The sequence below is a fragment of the Pseudoalteromonas ardens genome (genome assembly GCF_030125445.1).
Lineage (GTDB): Bacteria > Pseudomonadota > Gammaproteobacteria > Enterobacterales > Alteromonadaceae > Pseudoalteromonas > Pseudoalteromonas ardens.
The window spans coordinates 1-15,737 of the sequence record NZ_JASJUV010000014.1; the positions used below are offsets into that span (position 1 = coordinate 1).

The window sequence follows — 15,737 nt, forward strand, 5'->3', positions numbered from 1 at the left end:
TGGTAACCATAGCATTTTGGAACCACCTGACCCCATGCCGAACTCAGTAGTGAAACGAAATAGCGCCGATGATAGTGTGGGGTTTCCCATGTGAAAGTAGGACATTGCCAAGCTCCTAATTAAAGAAAGCCCGATTCGAGAGAGTCGGGCTTTTTTGCGTTTTGAATTTAAAAAAGTTGTATAACTACCCGCTCACAAAGCCCACACTACCGTCATCCTGCACTTGATACGGTTGCTACTCACAGGTCACATGGTGAGTATGAATAACACGTCATCAGTGCAGCAGAGCAAGGAGGAAGCAGCTCGAGAAGCCCCCAATCCCGATATTTTATCGAATGTGGTCAGTGAAACAGAAAAATACGAGTGTAGCGTTGATTGGTGAGTACTGTTTCACATGGAAGTCGGTCACTTTATACATGATGCCTCAGAGATGGTGCATTATCAGGTCAGGTAATTGAATACGAGTTTAAGGTTCGCGCAGAATAACCGTTGCGAAAAAATGATAACTGTATATACTCACAGTAAATGCACTGTATGGAAAACCAGTTATATGCGACCACTCACCAAACGACAAGAACAAGTTTTTGAACTCATAAAAGTCTTCATCAAAGATACGGGCATGCCTCCGACTCGGGCTGAGATTGCTGAGTCGCTTGGGTTTCGTAGTGCAAATGCTGCAGAGGAGCATTTAAAAGCGTTAGCGAAGAAAGGTGTTATAGAAATGGTACCAGGTGCAAGCAGGGGAATTCGGCTTGTAGAAAATGAACCTGAACAACTTGGTTTGCCCTTAGTTGGTCGAGTTGCTGCCGGAGAACCCATTCTTGCTCAGGAGCACATTGAGAGTCACTGTTCTGTCGATCCTACAATGTTTCACCCTGCGGCCGATTATTTATTGCGCGTCAACGGTATGAGTATGAAAAATATCGGCATCATGGACGGGGATCTACTTGCAGTGCACCGTACCCAGGTTGTAAATAATGGCCAGGTTGTCGTCGCACGCGTAGAAGAAGACGTCACGGTTAAGCGCTTTGAAAAGTTAGGAAAGAAAGTCTATCTCCATGCTGAAAATGAGGACTTTTCGCCCATTGAAGTTGATTTAGAGCAGCAAAGCTTTTCGGTAGAAGGCCTGGCGGTCGGTGTTATCCGAGGTGATGTTTAAATAGTTTCCGTGTGCAGCCTGGTTTTTCTTGACTGGGCTGTTTTTACTTCTTGTATACACTTTCAAGTGACGATATCAATGGTGCTTGTGTATAAGTGACCCCTAACAAACAGCTATTTTTCAACTATTTCCCAACCTTAAAAACAAAATCTACACGAGACAAAAACTTGCTAAACGGTCAAATTTTGACTAATTGTTAAATGGTCGTGCAGTACTCATGGGATAACCCAAGTGAAATGACAGTCATCCGATAATAAGAACCGTTGCTTCTCACGCTCGAAGCAATTGAGGGAGACGTCTAATGAAAATAGCCAAACTCATCACAATTGCGATGTGTTTATTCGTCAGTATAGCCACGCTTGCGAGCGACTATAATATGCGTACAGGCGTAACTGACATCAGTAATCAGGTATATCAGTTACACATGACTATCTTCTGGATCTGTTGTGTCATTGGGCTGATTGTCTTTTCAGTTATGTTTTGGGCATTAATCCATCATCGGCGTTCTAAAGGCGCGGAGCCTGCGCAGTTTCATGAAAGTACAAAAGTTGAAATCCTCTGGACCGCTATTCCATTTCTAATTTTGGTTGCGATGGCTGTGCCTGCGACAAAAACACTGATTGCGATGGAAGACACAGATAAGGCAGATCTGACTATCAAAGTAACCGGGTCACAATGGAAGTGGCATTACGAATACTTAGGTCACGACGTCGATTTTTACTCACTGATGTCCACACCAAGAGCTCAGATAGATAATATGGAAAGTAAGACTGAAAACTATCTGTTGGAGGTCGATAAGCCACTGGTGATCCCAACGGGTAAGAAAGTGCGGTTTTTACTGACTTCTGATGATGTGATCCATTCTTGGTGGGTACCTGACTTTGCGGTAAAAAAAGATGCCAATCCGGGGTTCATTAATGAAGCATGGACGAATGTCAATGAGCCCGGCACCTATCGAGGCCAATGTGCAGAGCTATGCGGCAAAGACCATGGTTTTATGCCTGTTGTCGTAGAAGCCAAGCCCGAGGCGGAATTTCAGGCATGGCTTACCAACGAGAAAGCACAAAGAGCACTTGCCGCGCAGCAAGAGGCAGCGCTTTTGGACCAAACACTTAGCAAAGATGAGTTAATGGCGACGGGAGAGCGTGTTTACATGGCTTACTGCGCAGCATGTCATCAACCCACAGGGCTCGGCCTGCAAGGAGTGTTTCCTGCCTTAAAGGGAAGCGCTATGGTCACAGGCGATCTCCAAGCGCATATTGAAATTATTATGGACGGACGCCCTGGCACTGCGATGCAGGCTTTTGCAAAGCAGTTGTCATTAAAAGAAGTCGCCGGAGTTATCACTTACAAAAGAAATAGCTGGGGTAATGATACCGGAGAAGTTATTCAACCTAGCCAAATACAAGCTTACCTTGACGGCAAACAGGAGGAAGCCAAATGACTTCGAGTACACAGCAGGCTGCTCATGAACAAGAGCATGAACATCATGGTCCGGCAACTGGTATCAAGCGTTGGCTTTTTACGACAAATCATAAAGACATAGGGTCTTTGTATTTGCTGTTTTCTTTGTTGATGTTCCTGATTGGCGGCGGTATGGCCATGGTTATTCGGGCAGAATTATTTCAGCCGGGCCTTCAGCTCGTCGACCCACACTTTTTTAATCAAATGACTACAGTGCATGGGTTGATTATGGTATTTGGTGCTGTGATGCCTGCCTTTACAGGCCTGGCGAACTGGATGGTTCCCATGATGATTGGTGCCCCTGATATGGCATTACCGCGGATGAATAACTGGAGCTTTTGGATTCTGCCGTTCGCTTTCCTCATATTACTTGCCTCATTATTTATGGAAGGTGGTGGCCCGGCGTTTGGCTGGACTTTCTATGCACCGCTATCCACTACTTACAGTAACGACAATACAGCGCTATTTGTTTTCGCTGTGCATATCATGGGGGTTAGCTCCATTATGGGCGCTATCAATGTGATCGTGACGATAGTGAACATGCGTGCGCCTGGTATGACATGGATGAAGCTCCCTCTGTTTGTGTGGACTTGGCTAATTACGGCATTTTTATTAATTGCTGTGATGCCCGTATTAGCGGGTGCCGTTACTATGGTTTTGACAGACAAATACTTTGGCACGAGTTTCTTCGATGCAGCAGGCGGGGGTGATCCTGTGATGTTCCAGCATATTTTTTGGTTCTTTGGTCACCCGGAAGTATACATTATGATTTTGCCGGCCTTTGGCGTGATCTCTACCATAGTGCCTACCTTCTCCAGAAAGAAGCTGTTTGGATATGCTTCTATGGTATACGCAACCTCCTCCATTGCGCTGTTATCTTTCATCGTGTGGGCACACCATATGTTCACCACCGGTATGCCGTTGGCTGGTGAGCTTTTCTTTATGTATGCGACCATGTTGATCTCTGTGCCTACGGGTGTGAAGGTGTTCAACTGGGTAGCCACAATGTGGCGTGGCTCCATCAGTTTTGAAGTCCCTATGCTATTTGCTATCGCGTTTATTGTGTTGTTTACACTCGGTGGTTTTTCCGGGTTGATGCTGGCCATTACCCCTGCCGATTTCCAGTATCACGACACTTATTTTGTGGTCGCACATTTTCACTATGTATTGGTCACGGGGGCGGTCTTCTCAATCATGGCGGCCGCTTACTACTGGTTACCTAAGTGGACTGGTTATATGTATAGCGAGACATTGGCTAAGTGGCATTTTTGGTTGTCTCTGGTGAGTGTGAATATCCTATTTTTCCCAATGCATTTTGTGGGGCTTGCGGGCATGCCGCGACGGATCCCGGATTATGCGCTTCAGTTTGCTGATTTCAATGCTTTGATCAGCATTGGTGGTTTTGCCTTTGGCTTATCGCAGTTGCTATTTGTGGCTGTGGTATTTAAGTGCATCGCAGGCGGTCAGCGTGCGCCTGCCAAAGTATGGGATGGTGCAGAAGGGTTGGAGTGGGATGTGGCTTCGCCAGCACCTTATCATACTTTCAGCACGCCACCTGAGGTGAAATGATGCATACCCCGTTACTAAGAAAACTCGTGCTATTGGTTCTGGGTATGTTTGCATTTGCATTTGCCCTGGTACCGCTATACGACGTGTTCTGTGACATAACGGGCTTGAATGGCAAAGTAGAGTTGACCGCCGCTGAGGCCAGCGAAGAGCAAGACTTGGCAAGGCAGATCGATGTGAGTTTCACAACCCATACGCAAGGGCAGGCGCCGTTCAAAGTAAAAGCTGCGACATATCAGGTAACAGTGACGCCCGGTACATTAACAGAAGTGAGCTTTACGGCCGAGAATCTGAGTGGAGATGCTCGGGTTATGCAGGCAATTCCGTCTGTTTCACCTGGCATGGCGGCCAAATATCTACACAAGCTCGCGTGCTTTTGCTTTGACCAGCAAAGTATGCAGGCGCGCCAGAAAATGTCATTTACGCTGCGCTTTTATGTGGATACAGAGCTGCCAACTGACATCGCCGAACTGACACTTGCCTATACCTTATACGACATCACCGACAGAACAGCGACAGTTAAAAGTCTGCTATTGCACCCAGAAACAGAGCTATTCGGTGAGCTCAGACGTGGCACAGTCGGGGACGATTATGTTCACAGTATACAAGCCGCGGTGTATCAACAAATACGAGGATTAAGTCATGGCTAGTGGTTATGAAAAATACTATGTACCAGAGCAAAGTCCATGGCCCATTGTGGGGGCTGTTGCTTTGTTTGGTGTAGCCGTAGGAGGTGGATTAACGGTGATGAAGAGCCCCGGTGGCCAATTCATTTTGTATGCGGGGATCGGTTTGCTGTTGTTTATGTTGGCTGGGTGGTTTCGACATGTTATTCGGGAGTCTCAGGGTGGGCTCTACTCAGCGCAAATGGATCGCTCATTTCGACAGGGGATGGCGTGGTTTATTTTCTCTGAAGTGATGTTTTTCGCCGCGTTTTTTGGGGCCTTGCTGTACGCTCGCATGTTTGCGGTTCCTTGGTTGGGTGGGGCTAGTAATAATGTCATGACACATGAGTTACTGTGGCCAAGCTTCGAAGCAGTGTGGCCATTACTTAACACCCCGGGGGGAGACACAACGCAAGCCATGGGTTGGCAGGGTCTCCCCTTGATAAACACCGTTATTTTATTGATTTCTTCCGTGACACTTCATTTTGCGCATGCTGCGATGGAGCAAGGGCAGAGAAACAAAGTAAAGGTGTTCCTGGGATTAACCATTCTACTGGGTTTTGCATTTTTGGTCTTGCAGATAGAAGAGTATGTTTATGCCTATCAGGATTTAGGGCTGACTCTGGAGTCAGGTATTTATGGCAATACATTCTTTATGCTCACCGGTTTTCACGGTATGCATGTGACACTTGGCGCGATTATCTTGGCGATCGTTTGGTTACGGGTGATGAAAGGCCATTTCAGTGAACATAACCACTTTGCGTTTCAGGCAGGTGCTTGGTATTGGCATTTTGTTGATGTGGTTTGGTTGTGCCTGTTTGTGTTTGTTTATGTGTTATAAGCCCGGGGCTGGATTGAAATGAAGCCAGCCTAACCCCTTTGCAATGAGGATAAGCAATAACACACTTGCTGAAAAAAATACTCTTTTACCCAGGAGCCGGGACATTGACTCACCAGAGTGAGTGCCTTTGAGCATAATAAACAAAGCTCGAAACAAGTTGTAGATGATGCTGAAAAGCAAAACAATAATAATTAATTTGAGTAGCATGGCATATGACGCAGATAAGTATAAGTAGATCAAAGGTTAGCGCATATTGCACGATTTTGGCAGTGGCCCTTGTGGTATGCACATGCCTGGCTCTCTCTGTTTGGCAATGGCAAAGAGCAGCCCAAAAGGCATACCTGCTCGAAAAGCGACAAAGTGGTCACGTCATTGCCGATTTTAATGCGACCATTGATCTGCAAAATCAACGAGCATTGGAAGGGCAACAATTTCGATTGCATGGCCATTTTGATGATTCGCGCTATTGGTTGCTCGACAATCAGATTGTCAATGGGACACCTGGTTACGATGTGATAACCCTGTTTCGTCCCATTTATAGCGAAGAATGGTTGGTTGTGAACCTTGGATTTATTCTCGCGACACACAGCCGGGCTGTGTTGCCTCAGGTAGCGCTCCCCAGCTCGTTACAAACTGTGAATGTGGAATTCAAAATAGGCAAATGGGCTGGCTTTACGTTAGCTACCCAGCCAGACTTGAACACGGCCCAACCTGAGCTGCTCCAATATCTCGACCACGCCTTTTTCGTGGCACAAACACAACGCCCTATTGCCGTGTCCTTAGCTTATGCGTCAGACCAAATCATAAACGATATTCAGCCTCACTATGAAGCCGTTGTGATGGGGCCGGATAAGCACCGGGCTTATGCATTGCAATGGCTTTTGTTAGCTGTGGCAGCAATGGTCGTCCCCTACTTAGCTTACAAAAGGAAAAGTGATGAATAAGGTGCCTGGATTGTTTTTAGCGTGTTGTATTTTACCTCTGATTGTCGCGTGGGGGGTACTTTGGTCTGGGTGGCAACCAGAGAGTACGACTAACAACGGGAGTTTTTTAACGCAGGAGGTTGTACTGAATGTGCCTGATCAGGCGCACAAGTCATGGTTTATTGCGTTAAGTCAGCCTGACGATTGCACGCAGCTATGTCTGGGCCAGCAGGTCTTAATGGAGCAGCTTACCGTGGCATTGGGTAAGCACCGTCAGCAAGTCGGTTTGCTCTTGTTAGGTCAAGGGCAAAGTGACAAAGCCAGCGTATTACCTGAAGTACCGTCTTTATCACCGGGGGCATTCTATTTGGTTGATAAACGTGGATTGGTGGTGCTTGAGTATTTACCACAGCAAGACCAAACCGCAAACCGGGTATTGCTTAAAGGGCTGTTGAAGGATTTGAAAAAGCTGCTGTCTTATGAGCGAAGTAGTTCAGGAGGTAAGTCATGACACAAAGTTTTAAAAAATTGGTGCTCATGTCGGCACTGCTAGCAGCGCTGGTTGTGTCCTTGGGTGCTTATACCAGACTAAGCAATGCAGGTTTGGGGTGCCCGGATTGGCCTGGGTGCTATGGGTTTTTGACCGTGCCGAACGAAGCGCATGAATTGGTGTCAGCACAACAGCAGTTTCCCGGTAGCGAAGTACACCAAAAGAAAGCTTGGATCGAAATGATACACAGATATTTTGCTGGTAGCTTAGGTTTGGTTGTTGCTGCAATTTTCTTTATGGCGCTGCGTCAGCCCAACTACGGTGCAAGTGTCAGAGGTTTGTCGACATTACTGGTTGTATTAATCGTGTTTCAGGCACTACTAGGCATGTGGACAGTGACAATGAATTTACAGCCCCTGATAGTGATGGGCCATCTGCTAGGCGGGTTCACCATACTGAGTTTATTAACTTTGCTTTGGCTCAGGGCCAGTCAGCCAGCGACTGTCGTCATTCCTCATGCCACTGGATTGAAAGTGATGACGCTGGTAGTACTCACAGTGTTGGTGTTACAAATTGCATTAGGTGGGTGGCTTGCCGCGAATTATGCTGCACCACACTGTCGTGGATTGCCACTGTGTGAGAACGGAGAGTTGTTCTCACTGAGCAGCCTATTTCAGTTACCGCATTCTTCTGCCAGCTACGAATTTGGTGTTTTGCCTTTTGAAACTCGCTTGTCTATTCATCTGGTCCATCGGCTTTGGGCTATGGTGACACTCACCGCTATATTGGCACTGTGCTGGCGCTTATATTTACGAATCCCTGACACACAAGTACGACCCGTCATTTTGCTTCCGGCAATTCTGGTGCTTTGTCAGGTGTTATTAGGCGGTGCAATAGTGCATTGGCAGTTCCCATTATTGCTGACGCTATTTCACAATGTCATGGCAGCGCTGCTATTGCTGAGTATGGTGCGGGTGTGCTATCTGCTGTTTTATCAATCTAGGGGGTAAGTTATGGCCATTAGTGTGCAACAACTCGGATCTGCAATCCCTGATTTTTATGTAGGCTTTAAGCCTTATGTGGCGATCACCAAAGCTAAGGTGGTCATGATGTTGGTGCTTACTGCCTGGGTGGGGGTTGCGCTCGCCCCGGATGTAGGACGAAGCATCGGCCATCAATTGATGAGCTTATTGTCAATTGGGTTAATCTCTGCCTCGGCTGCGGCAATTAATCATGTTGTTGACCGTAACAGAGATCGAAAAATGGCGCGGACACGCCATCGCCCCCTGGCGATGCAGCAACTCTCGGTGTCAAAAGCACTCATTTTTGCCGTTAGCCTGGCTGTTGCCGGAACCCTTGGTCTGTTGTTGTTCAGTAATTGGTTGTGTACGGTTCTGACGCTACTAGCTTTGCTTGGCTATGCTGTTGTTTACACTATGTTCCTTAAGCACATGACACCACAGAATATTGTTATTGGCGGGCTGGCAGGCGCTTTACCGCCTTTGCTGGGGTGGGTCAGTGAAACGGGCGCTTTGGCAGCGGAGCCCTGGCTGCTCGTTATGATTATTTTCGCCTGGACGCCGCCGCACTTCTGGGCATTGGCCATTGCTCGTGAAGCGGATTATGCCAGAGCCGGGATCCCCATGCTGCCTGTCACACATGGGATCCAGTTCACTAAATTGTGTATGGTCGTTTATACCTTGCTTTTGGCAGTAACATGCGTACTGCCCTATTTGATAGGCATGGTCGGGTATGCGTATCTGGTTGCCGCAAGTATTCTTAATGGGCTGTTTATTTACCTGATTGTACGATTGTATATAAGTCATACTGTGCAACAAGCGATGGGGGTTTTTCGTTTTTCTATTTGGTATTTGCTGTTACTCTTTGTCTCTCTATTTGTTGACAGAGCATTGGTATGAAACTCATTTTTCCTCTTTTTTTAATGTTCGTGCTACTTAGCGGGTGTCAGCCTGCTCCCCAAGTGTCGGAGTTCGCTGTTCATTATGAGCAACCTCGTACGCTCAAGCCTTTTGCTTTGGAAGACCAAAATGGGGCGCAAATTACGGCTGAGCAGTTAAAAGGGCGATGGAGCTTATTGTTTTTGGGGTACACGCATTGTCCCGATATATGCCCAATGACCTTGGCAAAACTTACTAATATTGCCGCGCAGTTGGAGTCCCATCAGGCTGTTAACGTCTGGTTTGTGGCAGTAGACCCGCAGCGGGACACGCAAGCAAAGCGAAAGCAATATATTGATTACTTTAATCCGGATTTTGTCGCAGCGTCTGCGCCTCACAACGTACTGTTTCCTTTTGTGCGCGACATTGGCCTGATCTACGCGATCAACAATAGTGACCAACCAGAGTACTATGTTGATCATAGTGCTTCGATTGCACTGGTGAACCCACAGGCACAATTAGAAGCCATATTCAAACCGGAATTTAAGGCCGGTGAAGTGCCTGTTATTAATGAGGCTCAGCTAATTAACGATTTTAAAATCATTGTGCCAGGACAATAGGTGACGGGTGTAAAGTCACTGAATTTAATAATTAATTATTTCTTTTCCGTGATAAATATGGCAATTTCACGGTCACGGTCTAATCTATTCATATCAATAAGATTTGCAAGGAATGTGCAAGGCACATGATTAAACTTCCCTCGGAGCTGGTCATTAACCAGGTTGAAGAATTACATCAACAGTTGCTGCTCGAACTTGATGCTGGCCATGCTATTTCACTAGATATCAGTGAAATCCAGCGTGCGGATACCGCATCGATCCAACTGTTGTGCGCGTTGCAAAAATATTTATTGGATATTGGGCAACATATTTCCTGGGTAGGTGAAAGTGCTGCATTGTCTTCATCTGTTGAAAAATTAGGGTTAACCGAACTTTTATCTATCAGTAGTACGAATTAAGAGGTCATTATGAAAAAGATTTTAGCTGTGGATGATTCTGCTTCGATGCGTCAAATGGTTGGCTTTACACTAAAAAAAGCGGGGTTTGATGTTGTAGAGGCAAAGGATGGCAGTGAAGCACTCAATCTGGCTAAGCAACAAGGGTTTGATGCCGTGATCTCGGACGTGAATATGCCAGTTATGGATGGCATTACCTTGATTCGAGAGCTGAGAAGTTTACCTGACTATAAATTTACGCCGCTTTTGATGCTCACAACCGAGTCTGGTCTGGACAAGAAAAGTGAAGGTAAAGCCGCAGGTGCAACGGGCTGGATTGTTAAACCATTTAACCCTGAACAATTACTGGCTGTGCTGAAAAAAGTCATCCGTTAATCCCCACGAGGTGCTGCCATGAGTATCGATTTAAGTCAGTTTTTCGATGTTTTTTTTGAAGAAAGCTTTGAAGGGCTCGATGCGATGGAATCTGAGCTGCTTAACCTCGAGCCAGGCAAAGAAGATCAGGAAACCATTAATACTATTTTCCGGGCTGCACATTCGATTAAAGGAGGCAGCGGTACTTTTGGTTTTACGGCGGTTTCTGATTTTACTCATGTCTTGGAAACCTTGCTCGACCAGATCCGCAATGGGCAGCGACAGCTCGTTGCTGAGCATGTCAATTTGTTGCTCAAAGCAGTCGATTGCTTACGCGCTATGCTGACGGCATTGCAAGCCCAAGAAGAACCAGAGCGACAAGAAGCCAATGAATTAAAACAACGCTTCGAAGCGATTTTAAATGGCGAAAGCAACACTGATGCTCCGGAGCAGGCGATCAGCGAGCCTGAAGAGCAAGTCGACCTCCCCATCACTTTTCAGATCGACTTCAAGCCACTGCCGTATTTATTCAAAACCGGTAATGAACCGTTATATATGATTGCGGAGTTGTCTGAGCTAGGGGAACTGGAAACGCAGGCATTGCACGATGAAGTACCCAAATTAAAACAGCTCAATGCCGAAGATTGCTATCTTTATTGGCGGTTCTTCCTGACCACAACGCGCGGTGAAAGCGCGATCAGAGAGATATTCGAGTGGGTTGAAGATGACGCGGAAATCACCATAGTGCAATGTGGTGGCTTGTTTGAAGATCCCGTTGAACAAGTCGAGCCATCTGATACCCCACAGAGTGTTCCGGCGGACACTGAGTTACCAGCACAGACCCCTGTACCTGCCAAAACGGTTCAGGAGAATAAGAATGAGACTGTGCCCGCCAAAGATACACGAAAAAATACAGATCCTAGTACAACCTCCATCCGGGTTGGTATAGACAAAGTTGATTCGCTGATAAATATGGTTGGTGAGCTGGTGATTACTCAGGCTATGTTGAGTCAGATTGGCGAGCAGGAAATTACAGAGTCTAGCATTGCCGCACTTCAGGAAGGTTTGGCACAGCTGGCACACAATACGCGTGATTTGCAGGAAAACGTAATGCGTATTCGTATGCTGCCCATCAGTTTTGTCTTTAGTCGCTTTCCCAGACTGGTACGGGATATCTCTCAAAAACTCAATAAACAAGTTGAGCTCAAGCTGATTGGGGAGCAAACCGAGCTTGATAAAACCGTCATGGAAAAGCTGTCTGATCCTATGGTGCACTTAGTGCGCAACTCCCTGGACCATGGCCTGGAGACACCTGAGGAACGCATCGCCCAGGGTAAGGACCCCGTTGGTACTGTCACATTAAATGCGTTTCACCAGGGGGGTAATATCGTCATCGAGATTATGGATGATGGAAAAGGGCTGGATACAGAGAAAATTCGCAACAAAGCCATTCAAAATGGACTTATTCAGGAGCAAGATGAGCTCACCGTGGATGAGATTAATGAACTGATCTTTATGCCGGGGTTTTCAACCGCTGACAATGTCAGTGAAATATCTGGCCGCGGTGTCGGGATGGATGTCGTACGTAAGAATATTCAGGCACTGAATGGCTCTGTAGAGGTCAGTTCGGAAGCGGGAGTGGGGTCTACTTTTACGATTCGCTTGCCACTGACACTGGCTATTCTGGATGGTCAGCTGGTTCAGGTTGCTGATCATACTTATATCATTCCACTGATCTCTATTGTTGAATCATTGCAAATTGATATTGCTAAAGTCAGTAATGTGGGTAAAGGTTTGCAGGTTCTGCGTTTGCGTGATGAGTATATTCCGATCCTGCGATTGTATGACATTTTTAACCATAAGGGCGCACGGGAAGAACTGGACAAGACCCTGCTGGTGGTGGTTGAAAACGATAATTACAAAGTCGGCATTTTGGTTGATGACCTGTTGGCGCAACAGCAGGTGGTGATCAAAAGTTTGGAAGCCAATTACCAACGTGTTGATGGTATATCAGGCGCTACTATTTTAGGCGATGGCACGGTGTCCTTGATCATCGACATCAGCGGATTAATAAAGCTGAGTGGCTTAAGGCGGCCGGGGTCCTCTGAGTTGCTTGTGGACTTAAAAGCAGATGAGGGTATCCCCGCATGACAGAGCATATGAACTTAAATCAGCAGCTGGTACTGGATACCGAGACGGACGAAAAACAGTTTCTGACTTTTATGATGGATGAAGAAGAGTATGGGATTGATATTTTGGCGGTCCAGGAAATTCGTGGCTGGGAGCCCGTAACGGTGATCCCTAATTCCCCACCATTTGTAAAAGGGGCGATGAACTTGCGCGGCACAATTGTACCAATCATCGACCTGCGACAGCGATTTGGCATTACTCACATCGGCTATGGTCCACTCACTGTGGTGATAGTTGTATCAGTATCACTGAAAGAGCAAACCAAGTTGATGGGCATTGTGGTGGATGCCGTGTCCGATGTGTACAGCATTTCTGAGGAAAAGGCGAAGGATGTCCCTGACTTTCAGGACTCAGATAATGCCCAGTTTGTGCATGGGTTGGTTAACGTTGGGGAAAAAATGGTGGTGTTATTAAATTTGAAGAAAGTGCTCGATTTACACGACAAGAGTTGTGCCAAGAGCAACGGGGGCTGAGATGAATAGTCAGAGTATCCAAAGTAGTTTAAACAATAAGATCATAATTGCGGGTGTGATACTGGTTATCAGCATCGTAGTGGGCATTCAGCTTGGAGCATCGGGCGCTGAAAACATGCAGCTGGTGGCGGTGGCACTACCCTTATTTGGGGTGGTTGTCGCGCTGGGTTACCTCAAAATGGCCTTGTCAGCGGTGAGTGCCCAACTGGGGTGTGTATATCGTGTGTTGCCGCATGTGACTGTGGCAGATCAGGAACAATTGCAAAACCTGGACCTGACGGATTTTCCTGAGCTGTTTCAAGCGCTAAAAGCCGCGCATGATGAGGATGACGAAACGGACCTGACGCAAAGTCTGATGCTGGCCCTGAAAGGCTGTCAGGCGAACATCATGGTGGCAGATGCTGACTTGAATATTGTGTATATGAACGACTCCGTAAAATCAATGTTGAGGGTGAATGAACAGCAGTTACAGGTTGATTTACCGGGCTTTAGTGTTGCAGGCTTGATAGGCACAAACATTGATTCCTTTCACAAGAACCCAAGCCATCAGCGTAATATTCTGGCCAATTTGCGCGAAACATATCAGACCAGAATCACGGTTGCCGGGTTGACGTTTGATTTGATAGCGACGCCGGTATTTGATGAAGGGCATCGCATCGCAACCTTGGTGGAATGGAAAGATCAAACTGAGTGGCTTGCCGCAGAAGAAAAGCACAGAAACTTGGCAGAGAAAAATGCACGAATCTCTCGCGCGCTGGATGTGTGTCAGGCGAATGTCATGTTGGCAGATGAAAACCTGAACATTGTGTATGTGAATGAGTCTGTATCGGCTATGCTCAGGCGTAATCAGGCACAGCTGCGCACCGCACTGCCGAACTTTGATGTTGATACTCTGATTGGTACCAATATTGATGTATTCCACGAAAACCCTCAACACCAGAGGGGTTTGCTGAACACCCTGTCGAATGTGTATAACACGGATATTGTGGTAGCTGGCTTTAATTTTGGCCTGATCGCAACACCTGTGTTTGATCAGACCGGGAACAGGATTGGCACTGTCGTTGAGTGGGAAGACAAAACAGAGCGTTTGGCTGCTGAGCATCAAGCTAAACAGACTGCTGCTGAAAACCTCCGCGTACGTCGCGCTCTGGATAACGTGCAGACCAATACGATGATTGCGGATTCAGACAACACCATTGTGTATATGAATCAGGCGGTACTCGAGATGATGAGAAACGCTGAGTCAGATATTCGTAAGGATTTACCTAACTTCGACAGCAGTCAACTGATAGGTCAGAACATAGATGTATTCCACCGCAACCCGGCCCATCAAAGACGCTTACTGGAAACCTTGTCTCAACCGTACAAGACCGAAATAAAAGTGGGTGGGCGCACCTTTGGCTTGGTTGCTAACCCAATTGTCACCGACACGGGCGAACGAGCTGGTACTGTGGTTGAATGGGAAGACAGAACGGCTGAGGTTGCAATTGAGCAGGAAGTGAATACGGTCGTCGAATCTGCTCGCTCTGGTAACTTGTCTGTGCGCTTGGAAGAAGGTGATAAGCAGGGCTTTTATTTGCGTTTGACTCAGGGGTTAAATGGCCTGCTGGAGAGTGTAGATAACGCCGTGGCAGATACCGGGAATATGCTTGATTCACTTGCCCGGGGAGATCTGACACAACGTATTGAGGCTGATTATCAAGGCGCGTTTGATAAGCTAAAGCAGGATGCAAACAGCACCGCAGATAAACTAACTAATGTGTTGGAGCGGATCAGTACCTCTGCGTCTTTGGTCGCCAGTGGCGCAGAGGAAATATCGCAGGGTAATGCCGATCTGAGTCAGCGTACGGAAGAACAGGCGTCCTCATTGGAGGAAACGGCTTCGAGCATGGAGCAAATGACCAGCACTGTGCGACAGAATGCAGACAATGCCAAGGTTGCCAATGAACTGGCTGAAGATACCAGTGAGAAAGCAACCCGAGGCGGAGAAGTGGTAAATCGAGCGGTAGAAAGCATGTCAGCTATCAACGATGCCAGTAAAAAGATAGCGGATATCATTAGCGTGATTGACGAAATAGCCTTTCAAACCAACTTGCTGGCATTGAACGCGGCGGTGGAAGCTGCGCGTGCAGGAGAGCAGGGGCGTGGTTTTGCCGTGGTCGCGGGTGAAGTACGTAATTTGGCACAGCGTTCGGCCGGAGCGGCAAAAGAAATCAAAGATTTGATCCGTGACAGTGTAAGTAAAGTTGAGGATGGTACTTTACTAGTGAATGAGTCTGGTGAAACGCTCAAAGAAATCGTAGCGGCGGTGCGGCGTGTCACCAATATGATCTCGGATATTGCGGATGCATCGGTAGAGCAAAGTTCTGGGATTGAGCAGGTGAATAAAGCTGTCACGCAGATGGATGAAATGACGCAGCAGAATGCAGCGTTGGTAGAGCAAGCATCCGCAGCAGGTGAGTCAATGGCTGAGCAGGCTAATGACATGCGCAACATGCTGAATTTCTTTAAGGTCGGAGAGGCGCCAGTCAGTCGAGAGGCGATTGCAGAAAAACCGACTGCGCCGAATGGTCAGGCGCGTACGTCCGCGATTGGTTTATCGGCGCCGGAAAGTCGCAGTACGCGACAGCCCCTGGAAACCGCGGCTAATCGCTTTGCGGATGATTCTGAGGAGTGGGAAGAGTTTTAACTGTTCTGGT

The 15,737-nt window shown here is 47.1% G+C and carries 15 protein-coding genes, 1 rRNA gene and 1 pseudogene; 16 read left to right on the forward strand and 1 reads right to left on the reverse strand.

Annotation, left to right across the window (positions count from 1 at the left end; genetic code table 11):
* The 6 genes and pseudogenes from rrf to QNM19_RS24075 all read left to right on the forward strand — a co-directional run.
* A 5S ribosomal RNA gene (rrf, locus tag QNM19_RS24050) occupies positions 1-113 on the forward strand; the annotation flags it as partial.
* Positions 114-550: 437 nt separating this feature from the next.
* Positions 551-1,159 carry a transcriptional repressor LexA gene (lexA, locus tag QNM19_RS24055; RefSeq protein ID WP_010387178.1) on the forward strand — a complete coding sequence of 203 codons (609 nt, stop codon included), beginning with the start codon at positions 551-553 and terminating at the stop codon, positions 1,157-1,159.
* Between the two features lie 331 nt (positions 1,160-1,490).
* Positions 1,491-2,603 carry a cytochrome c oxidase subunit II gene (gene coxB / locus QNM19_RS24060; RefSeq protein ID WP_284027306.1) on the forward strand — a complete coding sequence of 371 codons (1,113 nt, stop codon included), beginning with the start codon at positions 1,491-1,493 and terminating at the stop codon, positions 2,601-2,603.
* The gene (gene ctaD, locus QNM19_RS24065) at positions 2,600-4,192 is read left to right on the forward strand and encodes a cytochrome c oxidase subunit I (protein WP_049865969.1); all 1,593 of its coding nucleotides are present in this window, start codon (positions 2,600-2,602) and stop codon (positions 4,190-4,192) included. Before coxB ends, ctaD begins: the two co-directional genes overlap by 4 nt.
* Positions 4,189-4,698 (forward strand): annotated as a pseudogene (locus tag QNM19_RS24070) (cytochrome c oxidase assembly protein); the annotation flags it as partial. The gene ctaD and the pseudogene QNM19_RS24070, both read left to right, overlap by 4 nt.
* Before the next feature lie 133 nt (positions 4,699-4,831).
* Complete coding sequence (locus QNM19_RS24075) at positions 4,832-5,695, forward strand: cytochrome c oxidase subunit 3 (protein WP_284027297.1); 864 nt, start codon at positions 4,832-4,834, stop codon at positions 5,693-5,695.
* Here the strand turns inward: QNM19_RS24075 and QNM19_RS24080 are convergent.
* Positions 5,690-5,902, reverse strand: coding sequence for a DUF2909 domain-containing protein (locus QNM19_RS24080; protein WP_284027298.1), 213 nt, complete (start codon positions 5,900-5,902; stop codon positions 5,690-5,692). The genes QNM19_RS24075 and QNM19_RS24080 overlap by 6 nt on opposite strands.
* Before the next feature lie 62 nt (positions 5,903-5,964).
* Here QNM19_RS24080 and QNM19_RS24085 point away from each other — a divergent pair, with 62 nt between their 5' ends.
* From QNM19_RS24085 to QNM19_RS24130, 10 genes are all read left to right on the forward strand, one after another.
* Entirely contained in the window at positions 5,965-6,639 is a 675-nt protein-coding gene (locus tag QNM19_RS24085) for an SURF1 family protein (RefSeq protein ID WP_284027307.1), read from the forward strand.
* Positions 6,632-7,129: a hypothetical protein gene (locus QNM19_RS24090; RefSeq protein ID WP_049863321.1), complete on the forward strand. Its 498-nt coding sequence runs from the start codon at positions 6,632-6,634 to the stop codon at positions 7,127-7,129. The genes QNM19_RS24085 and QNM19_RS24090 overlap by 8 nt, the downstream gene beginning before the upstream one ends.
* On the forward strand, positions 7,126-8,118 hold the full coding sequence (locus tag QNM19_RS24095; RefSeq protein WP_049863322.1) for a COX15/CtaA family protein: 993 nt from the start codon (positions 7,126-7,128) through the stop codon (positions 8,116-8,118). Before QNM19_RS24090 ends, QNM19_RS24095 begins: the two co-directional genes overlap by 4 nt.
* 3 nt (positions 8,119-8,121) lie before the next feature.
* Entirely contained in the window at positions 8,122-9,027 is a 906-nt protein-coding gene (cyoE, locus tag QNM19_RS24100) for a heme o synthase (RefSeq protein WP_049863323.1), read from the forward strand.
* Positions 9,024-9,626: an SCO family protein gene (locus QNM19_RS24105; protein ID WP_049863324.1), complete on the forward strand. Its 603-nt coding sequence runs from the start codon at positions 9,024-9,026 to the stop codon at positions 9,624-9,626. The genes cyoE and QNM19_RS24105 overlap by 4 nt, the downstream gene beginning before the upstream one ends.
* Positions 9,627-9,751: 125 nt before the next feature.
* Positions 9,752-10,024 (forward strand): STAS domain-containing protein, encoded by a 273-nt coding sequence (locus QNM19_RS24110; RefSeq protein WP_010387165.1) that lies wholly within the window; start codon positions 9,752-9,754, stop codon positions 10,022-10,024.
* A gap of 9 nt (positions 10,025-10,033) precedes the next feature.
* Positions 10,034-10,396 (forward strand): response regulator, encoded by a 363-nt coding sequence (locus tag QNM19_RS24115; RefSeq protein ID WP_010387164.1) that lies wholly within the window; start codon positions 10,034-10,036, stop codon positions 10,394-10,396.
* A gap of 18 nt (positions 10,397-10,414) precedes the next feature.
* Positions 10,415-12,526, forward strand: coding sequence for a chemotaxis protein CheA (locus QNM19_RS24120; RefSeq protein ID WP_049863325.1), 2,112 nt, complete (start codon positions 10,415-10,417; stop codon positions 12,524-12,526).
* A complete protein-coding gene (locus QNM19_RS24125; protein WP_049863326.1) occupies positions 12,523-13,038 on the forward strand; it encodes a chemotaxis protein CheW in 516 nt (171 codons plus the stop codon). The genes QNM19_RS24120 and QNM19_RS24125 overlap by 4 nt, the downstream gene beginning before the upstream one ends.
* Position 13,039: 1 nt before the next feature.
* Positions 13,040-15,727, forward strand: coding sequence for a methyl-accepting chemotaxis protein (locus QNM19_RS24130; RefSeq protein ID WP_049863327.1), 2,688 nt, complete (start codon positions 13,040-13,042; stop codon positions 15,725-15,727).
* Positions 15,728-15,737: the final 10 nt, after the last annotated feature.

What these genes read in the sequence shown, in the direction of transcription:
- QNM19_RS24105 (WP_049863324.1), top strand. Translation starts at nt 9,024, where the DNA reads ATGAAACTCATTTTTCCTCTTTTTTTAATGTTCGTGCTACTTAGCGGG.
- QNM19_RS24115 (WP_010387164.1), top strand. Translation starts at nt 10,034, where the DNA reads ATGAAAAAGATTTTAGCTGTGGATGATTCTGCTTCGATGCGTCAAATG.
- QNM19_RS24130 (WP_049863327.1), top strand. Translation starts at nt 13,040, where the DNA reads ATGAATAGTCAGAGTATCCAAAGTAGTTTAAACAATAAGATCATAATT.
- QNM19_RS24125 (WP_049863326.1), top strand. Translation starts at nt 12,523, where the DNA reads ATGACAGAGCATATGAACTTAAATCAGCAGCTGGTACTGGATACCGAG.
- QNM19_RS24095 (WP_049863322.1), top strand. Translation starts at nt 7,126, where the DNA reads ATGACACAAAGTTTTAAAAAATTGGTGCTCATGTCGGCACTGCTAGCA.
- coxB (WP_284027306.1), top strand. Translation starts at nt 1,491, where the DNA reads ATGTGTTTATTCGTCAGTATAGCCACGCTTGCGAGCGACTATAATATG.
- QNM19_RS24110 (WP_010387165.1), top strand. Translation starts at nt 9,752, where the DNA reads ATGATTAAACTTCCCTCGGAGCTGGTCATTAACCAGGTTGAAGAATTA.
- lexA (WP_010387178.1), top strand. Translation starts at nt 551, where the DNA reads ATGCGACCACTCACCAAACGACAAGAACAAGTTTTTGAACTCATAAAA.
- ctaD (WP_049865969.1), top strand. Translation starts at nt 2,600, where the DNA reads ATGACTTCGAGTACACAGCAGGCTGCTCATGAACAAGAGCATGAACAT.
- QNM19_RS24120 (WP_049863325.1), top strand. Translation starts at nt 10,415, where the DNA reads ATGAGTATCGATTTAAGTCAGTTTTTCGATGTTTTTTTTGAAGAAAGC.
- QNM19_RS24090 (WP_049863321.1), top strand. Translation starts at nt 6,632, where the DNA reads ATGAATAAGGTGCCTGGATTGTTTTTAGCGTGTTGTATTTTACCTCTG.
- QNM19_RS24080 (WP_284027298.1), bottom strand. Translation starts at nt 5,902, where the DNA reads ATGCTACTCAAATTAATTATTATTGTTTTGCTTTTCAGCATCATCTAC.
- QNM19_RS24075 (WP_284027297.1), top strand. Translation starts at nt 4,832, where the DNA reads ATGGCTAGTGGTTATGAAAAATACTATGTACCAGAGCAAAGTCCATGG.
- cyoE (WP_049863323.1), top strand. Translation starts at nt 8,122, where the DNA reads ATGGCCATTAGTGTGCAACAACTCGGATCTGCAATCCCTGATTTTTAT.